The organism is Streptomyces sp. 8K308, from assembly GCF_004348315.1.
Classification (GTDB): domain Bacteria; phylum Actinomycetota; class Actinomycetes; order Streptomycetales; family Streptomycetaceae; genus Streptomyces.
In genome coordinates, this window is sequence record NZ_SMKC01000121.1 from 1 (window position 1) to 17,765 (window position 17,765).

At 68.5% G+C, this 17,765-nt stretch carries 15 protein-coding genes and 4 pseudogenes; 6 read left to right on the top strand and 13 right to left on the bottom strand.

The features are described 5' to 3' along the window. Window positions 1-178 precede the first annotated feature (178 nt). Window positions 179-586 carry a DUF3224 domain-containing protein gene (locus tag E1265_RS17995; RefSeq protein WP_132931335.1) on the bottom strand — a complete coding sequence of 136 codons (408 nt, stop codon included), beginning with the start codon at window positions 584-586 and terminating at the stop codon, window positions 179-181. 63 nt (window positions 587-649) lie between these two features. Then, window positions 650-820, bottom strand: coding sequence for a hypothetical protein (locus tag E1265_RS18000; RefSeq protein WP_279571443.1), 171 nt, complete (start codon window positions 818-820; stop codon window positions 650-652). 130 nt (window positions 821-950) lie between these two features. Here E1265_RS18000 and E1265_RS18005 point away from each other — a divergent pair, with 130 nt between their 5' ends. From E1265_RS18005 to E1265_RS18020, 4 genes are read left to right on the top strand one after another with little or no spacing between them, the layout of a single operon-like run. Then, complete coding sequence (locus E1265_RS18005) at window positions 951-2,015, top strand: site-specific integrase (protein ID WP_207931121.1); 1,065 nt, start codon at window positions 951-953, stop codon at window positions 2,013-2,015. Window positions 2,016-2,035: 20 nt separating this feature from the next. After that, a complete protein-coding gene (locus tag E1265_RS18010; RefSeq protein WP_243740901.1) occupies window positions 2,036-2,326 on the top strand; it encodes a helix-turn-helix transcriptional regulator in 291 nt (96 codons plus the stop codon). Window positions 2,327-2,341: 15 nt separating this feature from the next. Then, on the top strand, window positions 2,342-3,997 hold the full coding sequence (locus tag E1265_RS18015) for a site-specific integrase (RefSeq protein WP_132931338.1): 1,656 nt from the start codon (window positions 2,342-2,344) through the stop codon (window positions 3,995-3,997). 55 nt (window positions 3,998-4,052) lie between these two features. After that, entirely contained in the window at window positions 4,053-4,574 is a 522-nt protein-coding gene (locus E1265_RS18020; RefSeq protein WP_243740902.1) for a GNAT family N-acetyltransferase, read from the top strand. On the opposite strand, the gene E1265_RS40340 is transcribed toward E1265_RS18020, so the two are convergent. From E1265_RS40340 to E1265_RS18045, 7 genes and pseudogenes are all read right to left on the bottom strand, one after another. Further along, window positions 4,486-4,941: an ATP-binding protein gene (locus E1265_RS40340; RefSeq protein ID WP_279571444.1), complete on the bottom strand. Its 456-nt coding sequence runs from the start codon at window positions 4,939-4,941 to the stop codon at window positions 4,486-4,488. The genes E1265_RS18020 and E1265_RS40340 overlap by 89 nt on opposite strands. Further along, window positions 4,905-5,228, bottom strand: a pseudogene (locus tag E1265_RS40345) (ATP-binding protein); the annotation flags it as partial. The gene E1265_RS40340 and the pseudogene E1265_RS40345, both read right to left, overlap by 37 nt. 120 nt (window positions 5,229-5,348) lie before the next feature. Next, complete coding sequence (gene istA, locus E1265_RS39220) at window positions 5,349-6,380, bottom strand: IS21 family transposase (RefSeq protein WP_243740904.1); 1,032 nt, start codon at window positions 6,378-6,380, stop codon at window positions 5,349-5,351. Beyond that, on the bottom strand, window positions 6,308-6,838 hold the full coding sequence (locus tag E1265_RS39225) for a hypothetical protein (RefSeq protein WP_243740905.1): 531 nt from the start codon (window positions 6,836-6,838) through the stop codon (window positions 6,308-6,310). The genes istA and E1265_RS39225 overlap by 73 nt, the downstream gene beginning before the upstream one ends. Window positions 6,839-7,127: 289 nt before the next feature. After that, window positions 7,128-7,556: pseudogene (locus tag E1265_RS18035) on the bottom strand (IS110 family transposase); the annotation flags it as partial. A gap of 58 nt (window positions 7,557-7,614) precedes the next feature. After that, window positions 7,615-8,013 carry a hypothetical protein gene (locus tag E1265_RS18040; protein ID WP_132931340.1) on the bottom strand — a complete coding sequence of 133 codons (399 nt, stop codon included), beginning with the start codon at window positions 8,011-8,013 and terminating at the stop codon, window positions 7,615-7,617. After that, the gene (locus tag E1265_RS18045) at window positions 8,010-8,756 is read right to left on the bottom strand and encodes a hypothetical protein (RefSeq protein ID WP_132931341.1); all 747 of its coding nucleotides are present in this window, start codon (window positions 8,754-8,756) and stop codon (window positions 8,010-8,012) included. Before E1265_RS18045 ends, E1265_RS18040 begins: the two co-directional genes overlap by 4 nt. Window positions 8,757-11,443: 2,687 nt before the next feature. Between E1265_RS18045 and E1265_RS39230 the strand changes: the two are divergent. Both E1265_RS39230 and E1265_RS39235 read left to right on the top strand, forming a co-directional pair. Then, a pseudogene (locus E1265_RS39230) lies at window positions 11,444-12,316 on the top strand (family 43 glycosylhydrolase); the annotation flags it as partial. 729 nt (window positions 12,317-13,045) lie between these two features. Next, window positions 13,046-13,239 (top strand): annotated as a pseudogene (locus tag E1265_RS39235) (hypothetical protein); the annotation flags it as partial. A 358-nt stretch (window positions 13,240-13,597) separates the two neighbouring features. Here the strand turns inward: E1265_RS39235 and E1265_RS18055 are convergent. The 4 genes from E1265_RS18055 to E1265_RS18070 all read right to left on the bottom strand — a co-directional run bounded on the left by E1265_RS18055 (window position 13,598) and on the right by E1265_RS18070 (window position 17,463). Beyond that, the gene (locus E1265_RS18055) at window positions 13,598-14,344 is read right to left on the bottom strand and encodes a Stf0 family sulfotransferase (RefSeq protein ID WP_132931342.1); all 747 of its coding nucleotides are present in this window, start codon (window positions 14,342-14,344) and stop codon (window positions 13,598-13,600) included. A 46-nt stretch (window positions 14,345-14,390) separates the two neighbouring features. Then, entirely contained in the window at window positions 14,391-15,191 is an 801-nt protein-coding gene (locus E1265_RS18060) for a hypothetical protein (RefSeq protein WP_132931343.1), read from the bottom strand. A gap of 233 nt (window positions 15,192-15,424) precedes the next feature. Continuing rightward, window positions 15,425-16,360 carry an ATP-dependent DNA ligase gene (locus E1265_RS18065; protein WP_243740903.1) on the bottom strand — a complete coding sequence of 312 codons (936 nt, stop codon included), beginning with the start codon at window positions 16,358-16,360 and terminating at the stop codon, window positions 15,425-15,427. Between the two features lie 374 nt (window positions 16,361-16,734). Next, window positions 16,735-17,463: an SUMF1/EgtB/PvdO family nonheme iron enzyme gene (locus E1265_RS18070; protein WP_132931344.1), complete on the bottom strand. Its 729-nt coding sequence runs from the start codon at window positions 17,461-17,463 to the stop codon at window positions 16,735-16,737. Window positions 17,464-17,765 lie beyond the last annotated feature (302 nt).

Consider the following 17,765-nt stretch of genomic DNA (forward strand, 5'->3'; position numbering starts at 1 on the left):
CTCCGTGTTCACGTAATTCCCCACCCCATGGCCAGGCTGTGATGCTCGATGGGAAAGAGGGATGGGGCAGACGGAGGGGTGGGGAACGTCAGCTGTCCGGTGTCAGCGCGGAACTCAATGCCGTTGTGGCGCCACCGTCGGTTCGATCGGACTCTGGCTGAGGGCTTGAGCTGCTGGGCTATTGTCCGAGGTCGTAGTCGAACCAGATCCGGTGTGTGCCGTCCGGGTCGACGGCGATGCCTCCGGCCCCGGTGATCCCGACCAGCTCGCCCGTTCCGCTGCCCGGAACGATAATGAAGAAGTCGCTTTGCCTGCCCTCGCCCAGGGTGGTTGCGGAGTGTGCAAAGTTGAAGGCGCCCGACTGGCCCTGGAGCTCCCCCTCGAAGGACTCCATCGCGACATAGGTGCCCGTGCCAGTGGACTGGTCGAACGCCGCGGTGAACAAGGTGGCGGAACGCCCGACGACCTCGCCTTCGTACTGCTTGTTCATCGTGGCGAGGCCGACGGGCACCGCGGTCTCGATCGCCGGGCTCGGCACCGGAGCTGGGGTGAAGTCGGCCACTTTGAATGTTCCTGAAGCTCGCATCCCCGGATCGTATTCCGCACCACTGACAGCGGTGCCGAGCAGACCGATGATCCGCCGGACTGCCTATTGCTGCGGTGGTTCGGTCGGGGTTGTGGGTCCTTTCGGTCGCTTGTTGGGCCGGTAGCTGGGGCCGTTCATGATGACCTGGTGGCTGGAGTTGATCAGCCGGTCCAGCAGCGACTCGGCGACGACCGGGTTGGGGAAGAGGGGATACCAGTCATCTGGGGCTGGCACTTGTTCCCTCACACGGGTTGCCGCTGCCACCTGGCCGTATCCGTCTCCTGCGGTCCTCGTTGGTTCTCGCGGTAGCAGTCCGGTTCTCCAGGTGCTGCCTTGACCGTTCAGGTGCGAGGAAGGTGTGCCGGTGGCGGAGGGGAGACTCCAGGTCATCGCGGGTGGGGCGGTTCCGCAGGCGCCGGTGGCGACGGATCCGTGGCAGTTCCAGGCCGCGTGCGTCGAGGCGTTCGTCGCCTCGTGGCGGGCCCGCGGGTTCAGTCCGGTGACGATCGACAACGACATCGGCCTGCTGGAACGGACGCTGGCGGCGCTCGCGCGGCCGGCGTGGGAGGTGACGGCGGAGGACATCGACCGCGTCGTTGGGGACCTTGCGGTGAGGGGCCGGACGACGTCAACGCGGCGGGAGTATGTGCAGATCTTCAAGGGGTTCCATCGGTTCTTGCATGCCCGGAAGGCGGCCGAGATCGAGGCTGCGTTCGGCGTTCGGCTGGTCTGCCCGGTCGATGAGTTCAATGCCTCCCGGCATGTCGGCGATGACTCCCCGGCCCTGGTCCCGCCGCCGACGCCGGAGCGGGTGGCGGAGTTCTTCGACTTCATGAAGCAGCGGATCGCGACGGCGAGGAAGTACGGACCCGCAGCGAGGGACTATGCGATGTTCCGGACCCTGTATCACGCCGGGCTCCGCTCGGAAGAGGCATCGCTGCTGGAGACGCCAGACGTGCACTTCACCCGCGGCCCGTTCGGCAAGCTCCACGTCCGCTTCGGCAAGGGTGCTCACACCTCCGGACCCCGGCCGCGTTGGGTGCCCATGCTGGATGGCCTGGACCTGGTGCTGCGCTGGTTCCTCGACGACGTGCGGCCCAAGTTCCCCGATACTCCGGTGCTGTTCGCCGACGAGTCCGGCGGAAGTCTGCATCGCGGGACGATCCGTAACCGGCTGCGGTATCTCATGGAGTTGGAAGGTCGTCCGCCCTCCCAGCGGTTCAGCCCGCATGCCCTGCGGAGGGCCTGCGCGACCCATAATCACGAACGCGGCGTCGATCTGGTGGCGATCCAGCAGATGCTCGGACACTGGACGGTCAGCTCGACCATGCGGTATGTCCGGCCCTCCGCGACGTTCATCGAGGACGCCTATCAGAAGGCCGTTGCCGGTGCCCTGGCCGAGCTGACCGGGAAGGACACCGAGGTATGAGGATCCGATGGCGTCTGCGGATGGCTGCCGCCCAGCGGGAAGTGTGGACCGGGGCCGAGTTGCGACGGCTGCTGGCCGAGAAGGCCGGCCTGGAGTTGTCCTCCGCCTCGGTGTCCGCGTTGTTCACCAAGGAGCCGTCGCAGGTGAAGCTGACCACCTTGGCCGCGTTGTGCACCGCGCTGGAGTGCACCCCCAACGATCTGATCGAGGTCGACACCACCCCTGTCGAGCGTCCTGTTGCACCGCCCCGCCCGGTCGCCGACCTCCCGCAGGTCGCATCCGGACAGGGGCGGTCGATGCCGCCCCTGTGACCAGCGGAAACTGCGGTGGGCAAGAAGCAACGGGACTGCGTCACCTGCGGCGGGCCGGTCGGCTATCTCGGCCGGCAACACTGCTGCCGGTGCTGGCGCCGGATGACCGAACAGGCCGCGAAGGCGACGTGCCCGTCCTGCGGCAAGAACCGCGTGCTCCAGGAGGACACCGGCCGGTGCATCACCTGCTCGCGTGTGTGTGAGCAGTGCGGACACCCGGTCCGCTCGGCCGGCAACCGGCTGTGCCGGGAGTGCCGCCGCCGGGGCGATCGGCTCGCTGCCCAGCAGCCGTGTCCGCGCTGCGGAAAGCCGGGCTATCTGCGGGAAGCCACTGGCTGGTGCGGATCGTGTTCCCGTCCCGGCCCGCAGAAACACCCGCCACGAGTCTGCCGCGAGTGTGGGCAGCTGCGGCGGCATGCCGGCCTGGGGCTGTGTTCGGCCTGCTGGCAAAAGCATCCCGGCCGTCCTTTCATCCGCGGCGAACACCTCCGCGACCAACTCGCCGACCCACCCACCTGGCTCGATGCCTTCGTCGCCCACGTCGCCGCCCGTTTCTGCGTCGCCCGGGCCTGCGGCCTGGTCACCGACCTCGGCCGGCTGCTGAACGACGAGCACTCGAACAACCCTCAGGCCCTGCTGGAACGCTCCCGCCGTCCTGGACGGTCGATGGGTGCCTTCGCTCGCGCGCTGGAGGACTTCTTCACTCTCCGCGGCCTGGCCCTGCCCACCGACCAGACCGAACGGCTCGCCGCCGGGCGGCGCAGGCGCCGTATCGACGCCGTCCCCCACTCCCTTCGGCCTGCCGTCGTGGCCTTCGACGCCTCCCGCATGCGGGATCAGGACCGGGCCCGCCGGGCCGGCACCCGGCCCCGCAGCGACCACACCCTGGAAACCGCCCTGAGTATCGTGCGTGACCTCGCAGGTTTCCTCACCAAGCACCGCGGCAAGGACGACTGGGCCCTGGTCGACGTCCACGACGTCAAAGCCTTCCTGGCCACCCTGCCCAAGGCCCGCAGGCGCCGGCTGGTCGTGCTGCGGCAGTTCTTCCGCTTCGCCCGCTCACGTCACCTCGTGCTGATCAACCCGACCCGCACTCTGACCGCGAAGAGGGCCAGCGGCTTCAGCGGCCCCACCCTCACCCTCGACCAGCAGCGCGAACTCTTCCGCCGCTGGACGACCGACGAGGACGTTCACCCGCACGAGGCCCTACTGGGCATGCTCGCCCTGCTGCATGGTGCCTCCAGCTCCGAGGTCCGGATGCTGAAGGTCACCGACATCGACCCGCTCGCCCGGACCGTCCGGCTCGGCAAGCGTCCCCATCCCGTCCCACTGGACCCCGCCTCCTGGACCGTGCTCCGACGCTGCCTAGCCCACCGCGCGGCATGGCGGATCGACAACCCGCACGTGATGGTCACCAAAGGAACCAAGGCCGGGCGAAGCCCGGCCTCAACCGCGTATCTCGCCCACGTCCTTGACGACTGCGGCTACCCACCCCGGACGATCCGCAGCACCCGCCTGGTCGACCTGGTGGCCACCATGGACCCCAAGCTCGTCGCCGCAGCCTTCGGCATGGACCCGCAAGCCACCCTGATCTACCTCGCCGACCACGTCGACCCTGGGCGCCTGCCAGTCCCGCCGAAAACCGCTCGCGCAACACCAAGCAGCACATGAGGATCAACAACCGATGTCCGGCTCTCAATGGAGAGGAATCGACATGGTCGGTCGCGTGGAATTGCAGCAGGTGGACGAGGAGGGGCTCCAAGAACTCCTCGCGGTGGCCGTCGAGGATGCGGCACCCGAGGAGGTCATGCCTCCTGTCGCCGGTCCACCGGGGTGGACGCTGGAACGACAGGGAGCCTTCCGGAACTGGCACCGTGCTCGACGCGCCGGACTTGCAGGCCCGCTCCGCGAGTCCACATTCGCGATCATTCACGACGGGAAGATCGTGGGTTCAGCCCGCCTGGCTCTCCGCGACAGCCATGGCGTCCTCGAAACCGGCATGTGGCTTGCCCGTTCGTGGCGCGGACACGGGATAGGCACCGCCGCCCTCCGCATACTCCTCCACGAAGCCGCGAGAGCCGGTGCACGGGTCGTAGTCGCGGACACCAAGGCTCACAACTCGGCGGCACTTGCCGCCTTGCGCCGCAACGGTGCAACGCTCATCGCAAGCCAGGGCACCGTCGAAGTCCACGCCGAGTTGATGCCGAAGGAGACCCCGACACCCTCGCCCCCCACCGCGAACCCGTGACGTTTCGGCAGTGCCTTGCACGGGTTCGCCGGAACAAGTGCGCTTTGCCCCTGTTGCTGGTGATGATCAAGGACCGGCCCTGCCGCTCGGAGACGAGTTCATAGAGGTCGTCGGCCTGGGACGCGGACAGCTGGCGCATGGCGAAGTCGTCGAGGATGAGCAGGTGGGAGCGGATGAGTTCGCGCATGCGCTTGTCCCAGGTGCGGTCCGCGTGGCCGCCGGCGAGTTCGGCGAGGATGCGGCTGGTCTTGGCGAAGCGGACGTTCGCGCTTGGCGAACGGCCTGGTGGCCGAGGGCCTGGGCGACGTGCGTCTTCCCGACGCCGACGGGTCCGAACAAAATTACGGACTCGCCGGAGTGGAGCCAGCGCAGGGCCGCGAGGTCGCGGATCTGAGCGGCGGGCAGCTTCGGGGAGGCGTTGAAGTCGAAGCCCTCCAGGGTGGCCTGCTGTTCGAACTTGGCCTTGCGCAGGCGGCGTTCGAGCGCGACGGACTCGCGGCGGGTGATCTCGTCGTGGCAGAGGATCTGGAGGAAGTCGAGGTGTCCGAGTTCGCCTTTCTGGGCCTGGGTGAGGCGGGCGTCGAGGGTTTCGAGCATCCCGGACAGCCGCAGGGTCTTGAGGGAGTCGCGCAGGGCGGTGGTCATCACGCTCATCGGGCGGCCTCCTCGGCGTCACCGCGGTCCTGGTCGTCGTGGACACTGCCGGGCGTCTGGGTGGCGACGGTGGCGGCGAACAGGCCCTCGGGCCCGTGCAGGAAGGCCGAGGCTCCGGCGTCACCGGTCTCGGGTTCCGGATCGGTCTCGGTGCCGGCGATCAGGATGCCCTTGACGGTGCGGTAGGAGGGGTCGCCGACCGCGTCGCCTTTCTGCAGGCGGCCTCCAGCCGGGTGTCGCCGTACTTCTTCCGCAAGCCCAGGACCCTTGGGCCGCGCGGAGCCGGTAGAGGGCGTTGACCTCCAGGAGCTGGTCGATGACCTCCCGGCAGGCGTCCCCGACGTGGGATGCCTGGCCGCGGCACCAGATCGGTGTCCTCATCTGGAAAGCGATCTTCTCGGGCGGGTAGTCGCCTCTGTCCGTGCGTTTGCCCTGTTCCAGGGCAGCGTGGGTCTTGACCAGCTCGCCATCGTGGAAGATCTGCACCGTGACAGCCGTGGAGCGGACATCGACACGGCGTCCGATCAGCTTCCAGGGCACCGAGTAGAGGGTGCGGCCTACCTTGATGTGGATGTCCGGGCCGACCGTCGCCTTCGACCATCTGGCCAGCACGAACGGCTCCTCCGGCAGCGGAAGCAGAGCCTCGGCCTCCACCGCCTCGAACACCGACAGCGGCTTCGCACCGTCCAGCGGCCGGCACTGCCGCTGACCGGCGACGTTCCTCGCCCAGAGCAGGGCCTCGGCCTGCATGTGCTCCAGCGAGGTGAACGTCCGCCCGCTCCAGAACGAGTCGCGGACATAAGGCATGGGCCGCTCCACCCTGGGCTTGTCCTTCGGCTTCGCAGCGCGAGCCGGATCCACCAACGTGCCGTAGCAGGAGGCGAGTTCGGCGTACGACTTGTTGATCTGCGGGTCGTAGAGATCCGGCTTGTCCACCCCGGTCTTGAGGTTGTCCGGCACCAGACGCCGCGGGACACCGCCGAAAAATCGGAACGCTTCCGCGTGCGCTTCGGTCCAGGCGTGCTGGTCCATATGTGCCACCGGACGGACGAACATGTGACGCGAGGCGGGCAGCACCATCACGAACGCCCAGATCCGGTGCCGTTTCCCGGTCGCCGGGTTGATCCACTGCCCCAGGAAGCCGTAGTCGATCTGAGCCTCCGAGCCCGGCTCGACGTTCTCCGCAGCACCGTGACCTTCGATCGGGCCGCCTCCTCGGGCAGGTTCTCGTGCACCCAGCGACGGAACGTCGACAACGACACCTTCAACTTGCCCTCGTCCCGGAGCCGTTGGTGGATCGTGGTGACCGTCGTGGTCTCCAGCAGGCTCTTGACGTAGTCCCGGTGCGGCTCGATCTCTGCCCACCGCACCTGGTTCAGCCTCCGGCTGGCCAGCTCCGGGAACCAGCTCTTGAGCAGCTTGGCCCAGTCCGCCTCGCTCATCGGCGGCCCTCCCGGAGCGATCCCAGCCGCCTCCGCCGGCGCCAGATACTTCCTGATCGTCTTGCGGTCCACCCCCAGCGAGGCGGACACCTGACTCCTGGACCGGCCCGCGTACCAGTGCACGTAGATCTCGACGATGTCGACCACGGTGAAAGTTCTCCTTGCCATCCGGCGCGTCCGTCGGCCTCTCGGCTCACAGATCGAGGGACCTCGACGGCTCCGAGAGGCCAGGACCCTCAACCCGGGCACCGGCATGCCCATCGGGAACCAGACCGATTCGCAAGGAAGATCCAAAAGCTCTGTAAACCACCCGAAACAGGGAACATCAGGATACTTCGAGCGTGTTCAGCGGCACCATCGGCGGTCAGCGTCCCCATGGGGAGTCGTGACCACAGAGGGGGGAATTGGCTGACGCCGATCATGCAGATTGTGGGGAGTTGTTTGACCGTCGACAGCCGTCGAAGCCCACGGTCATTTCCAGCTCGGCGATCGTCTCGTCTTCCAGGTCGATGGCGCGAAGCGTGTGCGGCATCGCTCGGGCGGCGTCCGCGATGATGAACGCGTCGCGGGCGTCGGTCTTGGCCTCGCCGGGGTAGAGGTCGGCGATCCGCCGCATGGTCAGGCCCGGCAGATAGGCCACTGGGCAGCCCATGTCCCGGGCCACCGCCAGGGGCAGGGCGCCGATCGAGGCGGGCTGGTCGACGACCACGAGCATGGTGCCGTGCTTGGCCTTGAGCTTGGCGAAGACCTCGCGGAGCTTGGGTTCGCTGTTGGGCAGCCGCTTGTCGAACGCCTTCTTGCCGGCCGGGGCGATGGCGGTGGCGTGGTGTTCGCCCTTGCCGACGTCCAGGCCGAGGTAGACGTCGATGTCGCTGGTGTCGATCACGCGCGTTCCTTGGTCGTGCTTGCCCGGCCGTCCAAGGGCACCGATCGCCACATCCACATTACGAAGAGCCTCCCAGGTCCCTTGAGGAACCGGTGGTCATGCCCCTAATCAGCGGTCTGTCAGTGTCTCCGGCGCCGGTGACACCACCCCCGGGTGGCTCCGTGCTGGTATGGGGCTGGGGCGGGCGGGAGTGTTCGTGCCGGTCGATGATTGCGCGGACGGCTTGGGCTTGGGCGGCGGCGCGGTCGCGCAGCGGCCGGGGCGCCATGACGTCGCCGGCTCGGGCCTCCAAGACGGGTAGTTGCTGGTGGAGGTGGTGGAGGTGGCGGTCGGTGTGGCTGAGGTTGGTGCAGGCCGAGCGGCACTCGGTCTCGTCGGGGATGTCGGTGTCCGGCAGCCCGGCGGCGATCTTGTTCTGGCGGCAGGCAGCGGTCTCCCTGGTCCACACGCAGGTCATGCCCTGGCCGTGATGGATGTTGGGGTCGGCGCGGGCCAGGAGACGTTCGGCGTTGCGGACGCCGGTGACGACCCGGCCTGCGAGGGGGCTGCCCGCTCGATCCGGGCCCGGTATTCGGCGGCGGCCGGTCCGCTGACGTGTTCGCCGCGCTCCAGCAGGTCCAGGTCGCGGCCGATCTGGGCGACCGCGTGCTCCAGCCGTTCGACGGCCAGGTCGTCCATCCAGGAGGGGTCGGCGTCCCGGATATCCGAGAGTAACTTCGTTGCGATGTGGCCGTATTGAAGGGCTGCGGTGATCACCCCGCGCGGACGGCGCACGATGAAGTAGGCGAGGGTGCGACGGAACCGGGAGGCGTGCAGGTTCTTCGCCGGGTCGGGGGGAATCGGCGTGGTGCCGTCGGCCGGGGCGAACGTGCGCTTGACCCAGTCGAGCAGGGCGTGAATGTCGCGGGCGATGCCGATGGAACTGCGGGCGCTGGTGGCTGGGTCGCGTGGCGGGGTGCGGCCGTAGCCGGGTGGGAAGAGCAGCGGGTGCGGGGTGAGGTGTTCGAGGAGGGCGACGGCGTCGTGTACTGGCTGCACCACCGTCCACGGCCGGGCCTGCTCGTCGCTGGCCGGCCCGGCGCCGGGGTGCGGGGTGCGGTCGGCGCCCTTGACGCGCCGTCCGAGTAGCAGGAGCTCGCCGGTGTTGGGGTCGGTGGCCCGGCAGCCGCGGCGCAGGTTGAGTACCTCGCCAGGGCGCATGCCGCTGAGGTAGCACACACGGTGAACAGGGCGGCTGTCAGTACCCGGACCAGGTCGGGGAGTTCCCCGGTGGTGATCGGGGTCTCGCGCCACGGCCGGCCGCCGATCCGGCCGGTGATCGGTACCTGGAGCGGATAGCCGTCGGCGATCGGCAGCCCGGATGCGGCGACCATCCGGCGTTGGAGACTGGAGCTCAGCGTCCCGTAGGTGGAGTCCAGGCCCAGCAGCCGGCATAGCACGTGTTCATCGAGGACCAGACGGCCGTCGGCAGCGCGGCGTCCCGGCAGGACGGTGCCGGGCCCGGCGGAGGCGAGGAATCGGGCGAGGCGGTCTCGGATCGGCAGGCCGGCGAACCCGGCCTGGTCAGGGTGCTCGCCTGCCTTCATTTCCTGCCAGGTCCGCCAGGCTTCGGCGATGTCCGGGCCGATGTCCTCCAGCATCCGCAGTGACCACGCCAGCAGTGCCTCCATCGTCGCCGGTGCGATCCTCGGCGTCTTGTTCACTCGCCCCGGTGCCGGCACCGCCACCAGCGCGTCGCTGCGGGCGCCGCGCCACGGGTCCGCGGTGGCCATCCGGCACGGCCCCGGGAGCAGGTCGCGGTAGGAGTGCAGCAAGATGACGCTGCCCAGCAGGTCGCCCTTGCGCTGCGCCGGGATGGCGGCCGCCAGCACGTGGTCGCGGTAGGCGTCCAGGTGTCGGTCGGTCAACTGCTCCAGTGCGATCAGGCCGCGGGGGGCCATCCAGTTGGCCAGTACCCGCGAGAACCGCATCGGCTGGCCGACACCGCGCACGGCCAGCAGACCCCCGCCGGTACGGATCGCGTGCGTGGCCGGGACCGGGTGGTCCAGCAGCGCGACGACACACCGCGCCAGACGCAGCCTGCCGGTCGGGGTCAGCGGGGCATCACGGTGAACCACGAGGGCCGCCTGGGCATCGGTGCAGACTTAGCAATCCACACCGGAACGAGAAGGCCCTCACCCCGTTCAAGCAAGCACCTCTCCAAGCGTGTCGCCTGTCACCAACGTCCCCGGACAACACATTTCGCCGATCCCGGCGGGTTGTGGCCGTGGGGACCCGGCAGTCGCGTGGCTACTCAGTATGTGCAGCACCGCCAAGGTCGGGTCCTCTGATCGGCGGCCCTGCTCACGGACCTGGCCCGCGCCAGCATGTTGCTGATTGATCGCGGCCATACATGATATGACTCGTCCACTTCTATTGACTAATGTTCATCCCTGCTCCATGGTGCATAGCGAGGGTCGGCCCTGCGCCTGTTCACGTGTTCCGCACGCTGACAACGTGGAGGAGGACTTCATGTGACATAGATATCGGTGGCGCACCGCCCGATGACGATGGGACACGTCGAAGGAGGGCGTCAACCACGGTGACTGCTTCCACGGCCCGAGCCGCCGTCGTCAGCCACGCCGGAGCGGGGCCAGTGAAAAGAGCCGTCGCAGAGCGCCGGCGTAGAGATCCCGGGACATGTTCAAGAGCCTTCCGAAGCGTTTGAGGAGGTGCTCCGGCGGGGTCTCGGCTTCACGCCGATGACGAATCGATCCGGGTGCTCGCACGAAGTCCGTGGGTGTACCAACGGTGCCGCACGTGTGGGTGCGCGACGCGGAAGCCGGACGCAGAAGTTCTGAAGAGCACGGCTGCGGATGCCGGAGTGGTCGGGCTCGACTCGACGCCACGTGGGCACCCGGCGCAGGGTCGCCGGCCAGCGGCTGTCAGGCGCACGGTCTCACCCCGGACTGGTGGTTCGTGTGGCGGGACGTGGCCGGCGAGGTACACCCTGGCTTCGATGACTCCGGCTGGACACCTGCCAGTGCGCCGCGTACCTGCGACGATATGCGCTCCTTCGATGAGTTGATCACCGACTCGGCAAGGGCGCCGTCGCGATGCAGTCGGCCCGGGGGCGAGCGCGTCTCTCCCCGGCGCCGCCTGGGCGTCGGCAGCCGGTCGGCCAGGGCCGCCTCCCCGAAGACGCGCCGGCTGTCCCTTTCGCCGTCCGGTGAACACCGGGCGGTGCGCGCCGGTTTCCGACCAGGGCTGCCGAGCGCCGAGCCCCCTTGAGGGAAACGTGCGATTCCCAACCATGTCGACGACGTCCTCGGCGTCCGCATGACCACGCACCGGAACAGGCGTCGCTCCGACTCAACCGATTCCCGCGGCTACGACCAGGAGGAACGCGACCATGCGGCGGCGACAGCCCGCACGCGACCGCCTCCCCTCCGACGCCGCCTCCGTCGGCACCACCTGGGAGTTCGTCCAGGAGTAGGTGGCCACGCGAGGGGTGCCAAACTGCCTCAGTCTGCTCATTACTGCGCAACGTCGCTCAACTTCACGCAAGAGGAGAGGTCATGAAACCTGGAACACGTGCGAATCGAGGGCGATGGAGATCATTCGTCGTCGCATCGTTGTTCGGATTGGTGGCGGCACAGCTCTCGGCGACCGGCCCCGTCGCCGCGACGGAGATCACAGCCAGCGGCGAGGCTGAATCAACCGATCCTCTCGTCACGTTGTCCGAGCAAGTCTCCCCAAACTCTGCCGCGGACTATACGGCCGACTCCTGGGCGCCCTTCGCGTCGGCCAGGAGCGACGCCGCGCAGCTGATCGACCAGGGAGACGCGAGCGCTGCGGAGCGTACCCGGGCGCGGGCGGAGCTCCAGGACGCCACCGATGACCTGGTGATGGTGCGCGGCCTGAAGACGCTGGTCGCCGACTACGAGACACGCGTTCCCGGTGAGTACACCGCCGCGTCGTGGTCGCCGTTCGCCGAGGCGTTGACAGCCGCGTCCGACGTCGCCGGAGACCCGTCCGCGACCGCGCAGGACGTCGCGACCGCCAAGACGGACCTGCAAACCGCCGCCTCCGAGCTGGAGCCGTTGCAGGGGTCGTTCGAGACCATCACCAACGACACCTTCTGGAACGACACCGACGGTAACCCCATCTACTCCCAGGGCGGTGGGGTGTTCAAGTTCGGCGACACCTACTACTGGTACGGCGTGCACTACGCCGGCGCCGAGTCCTACCGAGCAAATCCGTCGAGGAAGTACGACAACCAGGTCACCTTTGTGTCGATCCCGGTGTACTCCTCCAAGGACCTGGTGAACTGGACGTTCGAGAATAACGTCGCCACAACCGCCACCGGCCTCGGCAGGCTGGGCGGCAACCTCGGCGCTGCCGGCTGGGTGGGACGTCTTGGCGTCTCGTACAACGAGAACACCGGCAAGTACGTACTGCTCACGCAGATGTGGCACCCGACGCACGACCACGGCGTTCTGTTCCTCCAGGGCGATTCGCCCACCGACGACTTCACCTTCGGCAACTTCCAGACTCAGATCCGGAACTCGCCGACGACGGGGACCGGAGATCAGACCGTCTTCACCGACGAGGACGGGCGGGACTACCTGATCTTCTCCAACCGAGAGGGACGCTCCCGAGCTTTCGTCTCCAAGATCAGCGAGTCCGACTCGCTGAGCGTTGAGCCCGGGGTGCAGGTCGGCTACCACGCCGACGGCCGTGAAGGCAACGCCATGTTCAAGCTCGGCGACACTTACTACATGGCGGCCTCCGACCTGCACGGCTGGAACTCCTCGGTCAACCACGTCATCGAGTCCAGTACCGGCGGCATCCAGGGCCGTTACTCGAACTGGTACACACTTCAGGGCACCCAGATGGACTACAGCCACGTGACCCAGACCGGGTTCTTCGTGACCGTCGAGGGAACCCAACAAGACACGGTGCTGTATGCCGGCGACCGCTGGGCCGACTTCGCGTGGAACGGCATCGGCTACAACCAGTGGATGCCGATCACCGAGACCGGCTCAGGACTCCGATTCCACTCGGTGAGCCAGTGGCAGTTCAACGCCGTCACCGGAGAATGGCGCGTCGGGCCGGACAACAACTACATTCTCAACCCCGACTTCCAGGCCGACCGGATCATCGTCCCCCAAGTGCGAGGATGGACCAATTTCACCGACCGGGGCGGGAACATGGTGACCAACGTCGAGGGAGGCGCCAACTCCAGCCGCTTCGCGCTCCGGCTGGGCGCCGGATCGTCCTACTCCGGAGGCGTGCGGCAGGAGATCGATGTGCCGGCCGGGACCTACACGCTGTCCTTGTCCGCCGCAGCATCCGCTTCCCTTGACACCGGGGAGGTAGTGATCACCGACGCCGACGGAAACGAGAACGTCCTTGACGTCTCGTCGTCGCGCACCTGGGCCACGCACGAACTATCGGACATCGACCTGCCCGGCGGGCCGGTCACCGTCACTGTCCGAGCGTCGGATGTGGGCGGCAGCCAATACCTCACTGTCGACGGCCTCTCACTCGTCAGGCAGTCCGGCGGCACGCCACCGTCGGGGCAGCGTTACGAGGCGGAGACCGCACCGGCGGTGTGCCAGGACACGATCGATCAGATCATGCCGGCTTCTCCGGCAGCGGATTCTGCAATGGCAACCCCGCCGTGGGCGCCTATGCCCAGTGAGGCGGTGCCCCTTGTCGTCGTTGCCGCACCCGGCGTGGGCGGGGGCGACTCGGAGTCGGGCCGACACGCGACGGCCGACAGGCACGCTACCGCCACCCACCGACAATCCGGCTGCCTTGCCTCACATGCCTGAGTCACCCACAGCGCGCTGACCTGCTCAAAAACCCGGCAGCACTAGATAACCAGCGCTGATGTCCGTGCGGGACGCCTCCAGCGCACGACCTGTAGGTCCGCGCTTCGGCTTCCAATTCCGGGCCGTCATGTCCAGCCGATGCCCAATGGATAAGTCGCATGGAAGTGCTGGCCAGCGTGTTCACTGTTTCGGGCTGCGTCGTAGTCGTCGCGGAGACAGCGGTCACGTTGAACCGTCCCGGCGGTACCGGGCCAGCCATTCCAAGCTCACGTCGTTTCCCTGCCGGCGCGTGAGCGGCTGCACCGGCCGGTCGCCTCGCGCGACCCCCACGCTGTCCAGGAGCCGGTCCACCACACCTTCCGGGTCCGCCAGCGCGTCCTCGTACGTCACCGTGATCGGCGTGATCCCGCTGTCGGAGAACCGGCGCGCCCACTCCTCGTTCTGCTCCCGGATCATGTGCTCCCAGTGCGCGATCCGGTCGCGACGATAGGGAACGTCAGTGCCCACGCCACGAACGTCGTCGGCGTACCAGACGTCGGTCTCCAGCGCCCGGTACAGAGACACCGCTTGTGCCGCCGTGTCCAGCCGCCGGTTCCACACATATACCGGGCGGTCGAAGGCGCGCTCGATCACCTCGCGCCAGCTCGCTCCACTCGCGGACTGGTATCGCCGGAGCCCGGCGACGACCTCGTCCAGGTACCCCATGACGATCAGGCCCCACACGCCGTTGGCCGAAGTCCCGATCCGCATCAGCTTTCGTAGCTGGTCCGGCTGCGTCCGGTGCGCCGGACCGATCGGGATGTCCTCACCGTCCGGTTCAGGAACGCAGTTGTACAGATACTCCCGCGGTTTACCCGACAAGCCCGTGCTCTCCAGCAGACCCGCCAGCAGGTGAGTCCCTGCCCTCGGTGTGCTGCAAATGAGCAGGCCTCTGCCCGCCGCCGGCGCCATGTCGCTCGCTTGCGCCACAGGTCGCACCCTCTTTTGACCGCCTTGACCGTCGCTCGACCGCCCCTTAGCCTCGAAGTTTCGTGACGGGCTGCCGAGGGATTCGGTGGCCTGTTTCCGTGCCGTGAGCTGAGTCTGTGCGGGCCGAGGGCCCGAGTGTCGTCTCGGGGTGTCGCCGGGTTCCACTGCTCCGGGTGGTGAAGGGCTGTCGTAGGGATGGGTGAGTCCGATGGTCAGCCGGGGTTCGGTAGGAGTGCGAGCCGGTCGAGTGCGCCAGGGTGGCGGCGACCAGGTCGGCCAACACGGCGGCGAGCCGCAGTTCGTCCGAAGGCGCGAACGAGTCGGCCTCCCGGGCCAGGCGGAGGAGCACGTCGGCGAGCAGTCCGCCGGGACCCTCGCGGCCGGAGAGCGGCCGCTCACCGATGGCCCGGCGGGCGCGGGCCGCCGGCAACGGAACGGCGGCCCGCGGCACATCGAAGCCTATGGCCACGAAGCCGGCGGGGCGGTCGCCGGCATGGAAGGCACGAGGGATGGAACTGCTCGTGCTGTGGAAGTCATACGGCCGACAGGAAACCTCCTGGTCGCCCCGGACCGCTCCGGCCGTACCGCGCAGGATGAGAGAGAGATGGTACGTCTCCGGGTCGAACTGCCTGACCAGCCGCGGCGTGCGGTCGAACACCGTCGCCCGCACTACCGTGGGCCACAGGCACACATCACCCATCTCCACCGCTCGCATCTCCGCCTGGAAATCGGCCGCGTACGCGCTGGAGACCGCCATCGGCGCGTGCATCCGCTTCGCCAACTCGCAGAAGACCGGGAACCGGTCCGCCACGGGGAGGTCGTTCGTCCGCAACACCGTCTCTGCCATCCGGCAAGAGTAGGGAAGACCGATGAATGGCTGATAGACATCAGATGCTGTTCATTCGCTCGATGCTGCGGTCGAGACCGCTGAGCTTGCCCCTGACTGCGGTTCGAGGTACGTGCTGAGTGGTGCGATCTCCACGGCGTCCTGCTGTTCATCGACCGCTCGCCGATCGGCTCGTACCGGCAAGAGGCCTGCCGGGCCAGCAGCAGGCGTACTCGCCGCGCTACCGCTCGCCATCACTGGAGGGGCGGTACGTCGTCCGAGGTGAGGTCGGGTCGGTGGCGGAGGGCGCGGACGGGGTGGCGCCAGCGGCCGTGGTCGATGGCGGCGTCGCCGGCGAACTCCACCACGACGCTCGGTTGGACGGTGGTGAAGGTGAGGGGTTCGCGGCTGCCCCATCGCACGGTGAATCGCGCACCGGCCCAGGGGTGGCTCGGGCCGGCCGCCGTCAGGAGGCGCCCGAGGCCGTCCCGCAGCTCGGGTGCGAGCGGGGTGCTGCGAGCGACGAGGCGGAGGACGCCGTCCTGGTCGTGGCGGCCAAGCAGGACCGTGTCCGGCCGGGCGACGCGGCCGGTGATGGCGCCGACGATCGCGTCGGCCGTTGCCTTGCTCTTCACCTTCAACCAGCCGCGCCGGCCTGGCTCGTACCGCTGCCCGGCGCCTTTGGCGACGACGCCTTCGATGCCGACCCTGCTCCACTCGATCATCCACTCTTCCGCCCGGCTCCGGTCGGTGGTGGAGGGGCACAGCGTCCATGGCGGCCCGAGCCGACGTTCGGCGAACAACTCCTCGAGCGCGGACCGCCGCACCTGATACGGCTCGGTGACCAGCCGCCGCTGGCCGCGCTGCAGGAGGTCAAAGACGACCAGGTGCGCCGGCTCGGCGACCGCCAACTGTCGAGCCGCAGCCGTGGTCCGGCCCAGGCGGCGTTGGAGCGCGCCGAAATCCAGCCGGCCCTCGCGGTGGATGACGACCTCGCCGTCGACGACCAGGTCCTCCTCGATCACCGCGACCGCGTCGGCGATGTCGGGGAAACCGTCGGTGAGGTCGGTGCCGCGCCTCGACAACAGCCGGGCCCGCCCGTCGCCGGTGCCGTATGCCAGGACGCGGTAGCCGTCCCACTTCGGCTCGAACACCACCCCGCCCGGCAGCGCACCGGGCTCAGGCAGCACGGGAACAGGGCGGGCCAGTATCGGCTCTACCCGGGCAGGCCAGCTCACGGCACCACCAGTACCTCACCGCAACCTTCCAGGCCGCGTTCGGCGCGCTCGTTCGGCAGGCGGTGAGGCAAGGTCCAGCCTGTCTCGCGCTCAGCCCTCGCCGGGGATGGTGGCCGGTAGGCCTTCTCCGCCGGCCAGGGCCGGCCCAGTTCTCAGCGGTGGGTCAGGGGACGCTGAGGCTCTTGCCACGGCGGCATCGAGGTGCCCCTGATGAGAGAGGCGGGTCATGCCGCAAATGACGCTCGAGCCATATTCCGCGATCCTGCGCGACAGCCAGGGTGGCATGTCGATGCGGGAGTTGGAGCGCGAGCCCGGCGAGCGGCTGCTCACGCCGGGCCGGCGGCCAAGCGGAATCCGACACCGGTCAGGTCCGGGTCGTAGGCCCCGTGACGGCGGGCGCAGCGGGCGAGGTCACGGTGGTGGAACCAGGCGCCGCCGCGGGTCACGTGGGGATCGGCCGCCCAGCTCTCCACGGCGGGAACCGCCTGAGGGGCGCCGGGGTAGGGGGCGTAGACCGTAGCCGTCCACTCATCGCAGTTCCCCGCCATGTCCAGGACGCCGAAGGGACTCGCACCGTCCGGGAACGTCCCGACCGGCAGCGTGCCGCCCGCGCCCAGGTCCGCCAGATTCGCCAGGCCCTGCCGGTACACCTCACCCCACGGGTACGCGCGGTCGTCGTCCCCGCGCGCGGCGCGTTCCCACTCGGTTTCCTCGGGCAGGCGCACCGCGTCCCCTGTCCGTGCCGTGTACCACGCGCAGTACGCTGCCGCATCCGACCACCGGACCCCGGTGACCGGATGGCTGGCAGGGCCAACGGGCAACGGCCGTCCCGTCTCCCGGGCGAAGGCGGCCCACTGCCCGGTCGTCACTGGCGTTCGCGCGATCCGGAAGGCAGCGACCTGCACCGCCTGCCGCGGCGCCTCCTTCAAGAACCACTCCGGGCGCACGTCCAGATCCGCGTGGCGCGCGGAAACCTCCCGCACCCGCTCGGCGGGCGTGCCGCGCAGCAGCGTGCCTGCGGGGATGTCTGCCCAGTCGACCGCTTCGATCATCATGCGATCAGCCTGACACCGTGCGTGTATCGACGGGTCGGTCGCTGGTCCGGAACGATCTCGGTCGCTGGTCCTGGGTTCGTGCACTTCACTTTCAGAATCCGGCAACGCCCCACCAACTAATTACCCGGCTTTGGGCCAGCCGGGCGGGCACGTCCGTTTCCACGTCCAAGACCACGTCCATAACCACGTCCGGCTACGCGGCGAGGCTTGGGCATGTTGCCGCAGCTCAGGGGGTTGACCAGGGCCGTCCTGGTTTTTTGAGACCCCTATATGAGCCTGGTGGTTCGTGGGTCATGCCGGGG

Coding starts and splice junctions, on each gene's coding strand:
- E1265_RS17995 (WP_132931335.1), bottom strand. CDS start 586: ATGCGAGCTTCAGGAACATTCAAAGTGGCCGACTTCACCCCAGCTCCG.
- E1265_RS18010 (WP_243740901.1), top strand. CDS start 2,036: ATGGCTGCCGCCCAGCGGGAAGTGTGGACCGGGGCCGAGTTGCGACGG.
- E1265_RS39225 (WP_243740905.1), bottom strand. CDS start 6,838: ATGGCAAGGAGAACTTTCACCGTGGTCGACATCGTCGAGATCTACGTG.
- E1265_RS18040 (WP_132931340.1), bottom strand. CDS start 8,013: ATGACCTGCGTGTGGACCAGGGAGACCGCTGCCTGCCGCCAGAACAAG.
- E1265_RS18045 (WP_132931341.1), bottom strand. CDS start 8,756: ATGCGCCCTGGCGAGGTACTCAACCTGCGCCGCGGCTGCCGGGCCACC.
- E1265_RS18060 (WP_132931343.1), bottom strand. CDS start 15,191: ATGGCAGAGACGGTGTTGCGGACGAACGACCTCCCCGTGGCGGACCGG.
- E1265_RS18070 (WP_132931344.1), bottom strand. CDS start 17,463: ATGATGATCGAAGCGGTCGACTGGGCAGACATCCCCGCAGGCACGCTG.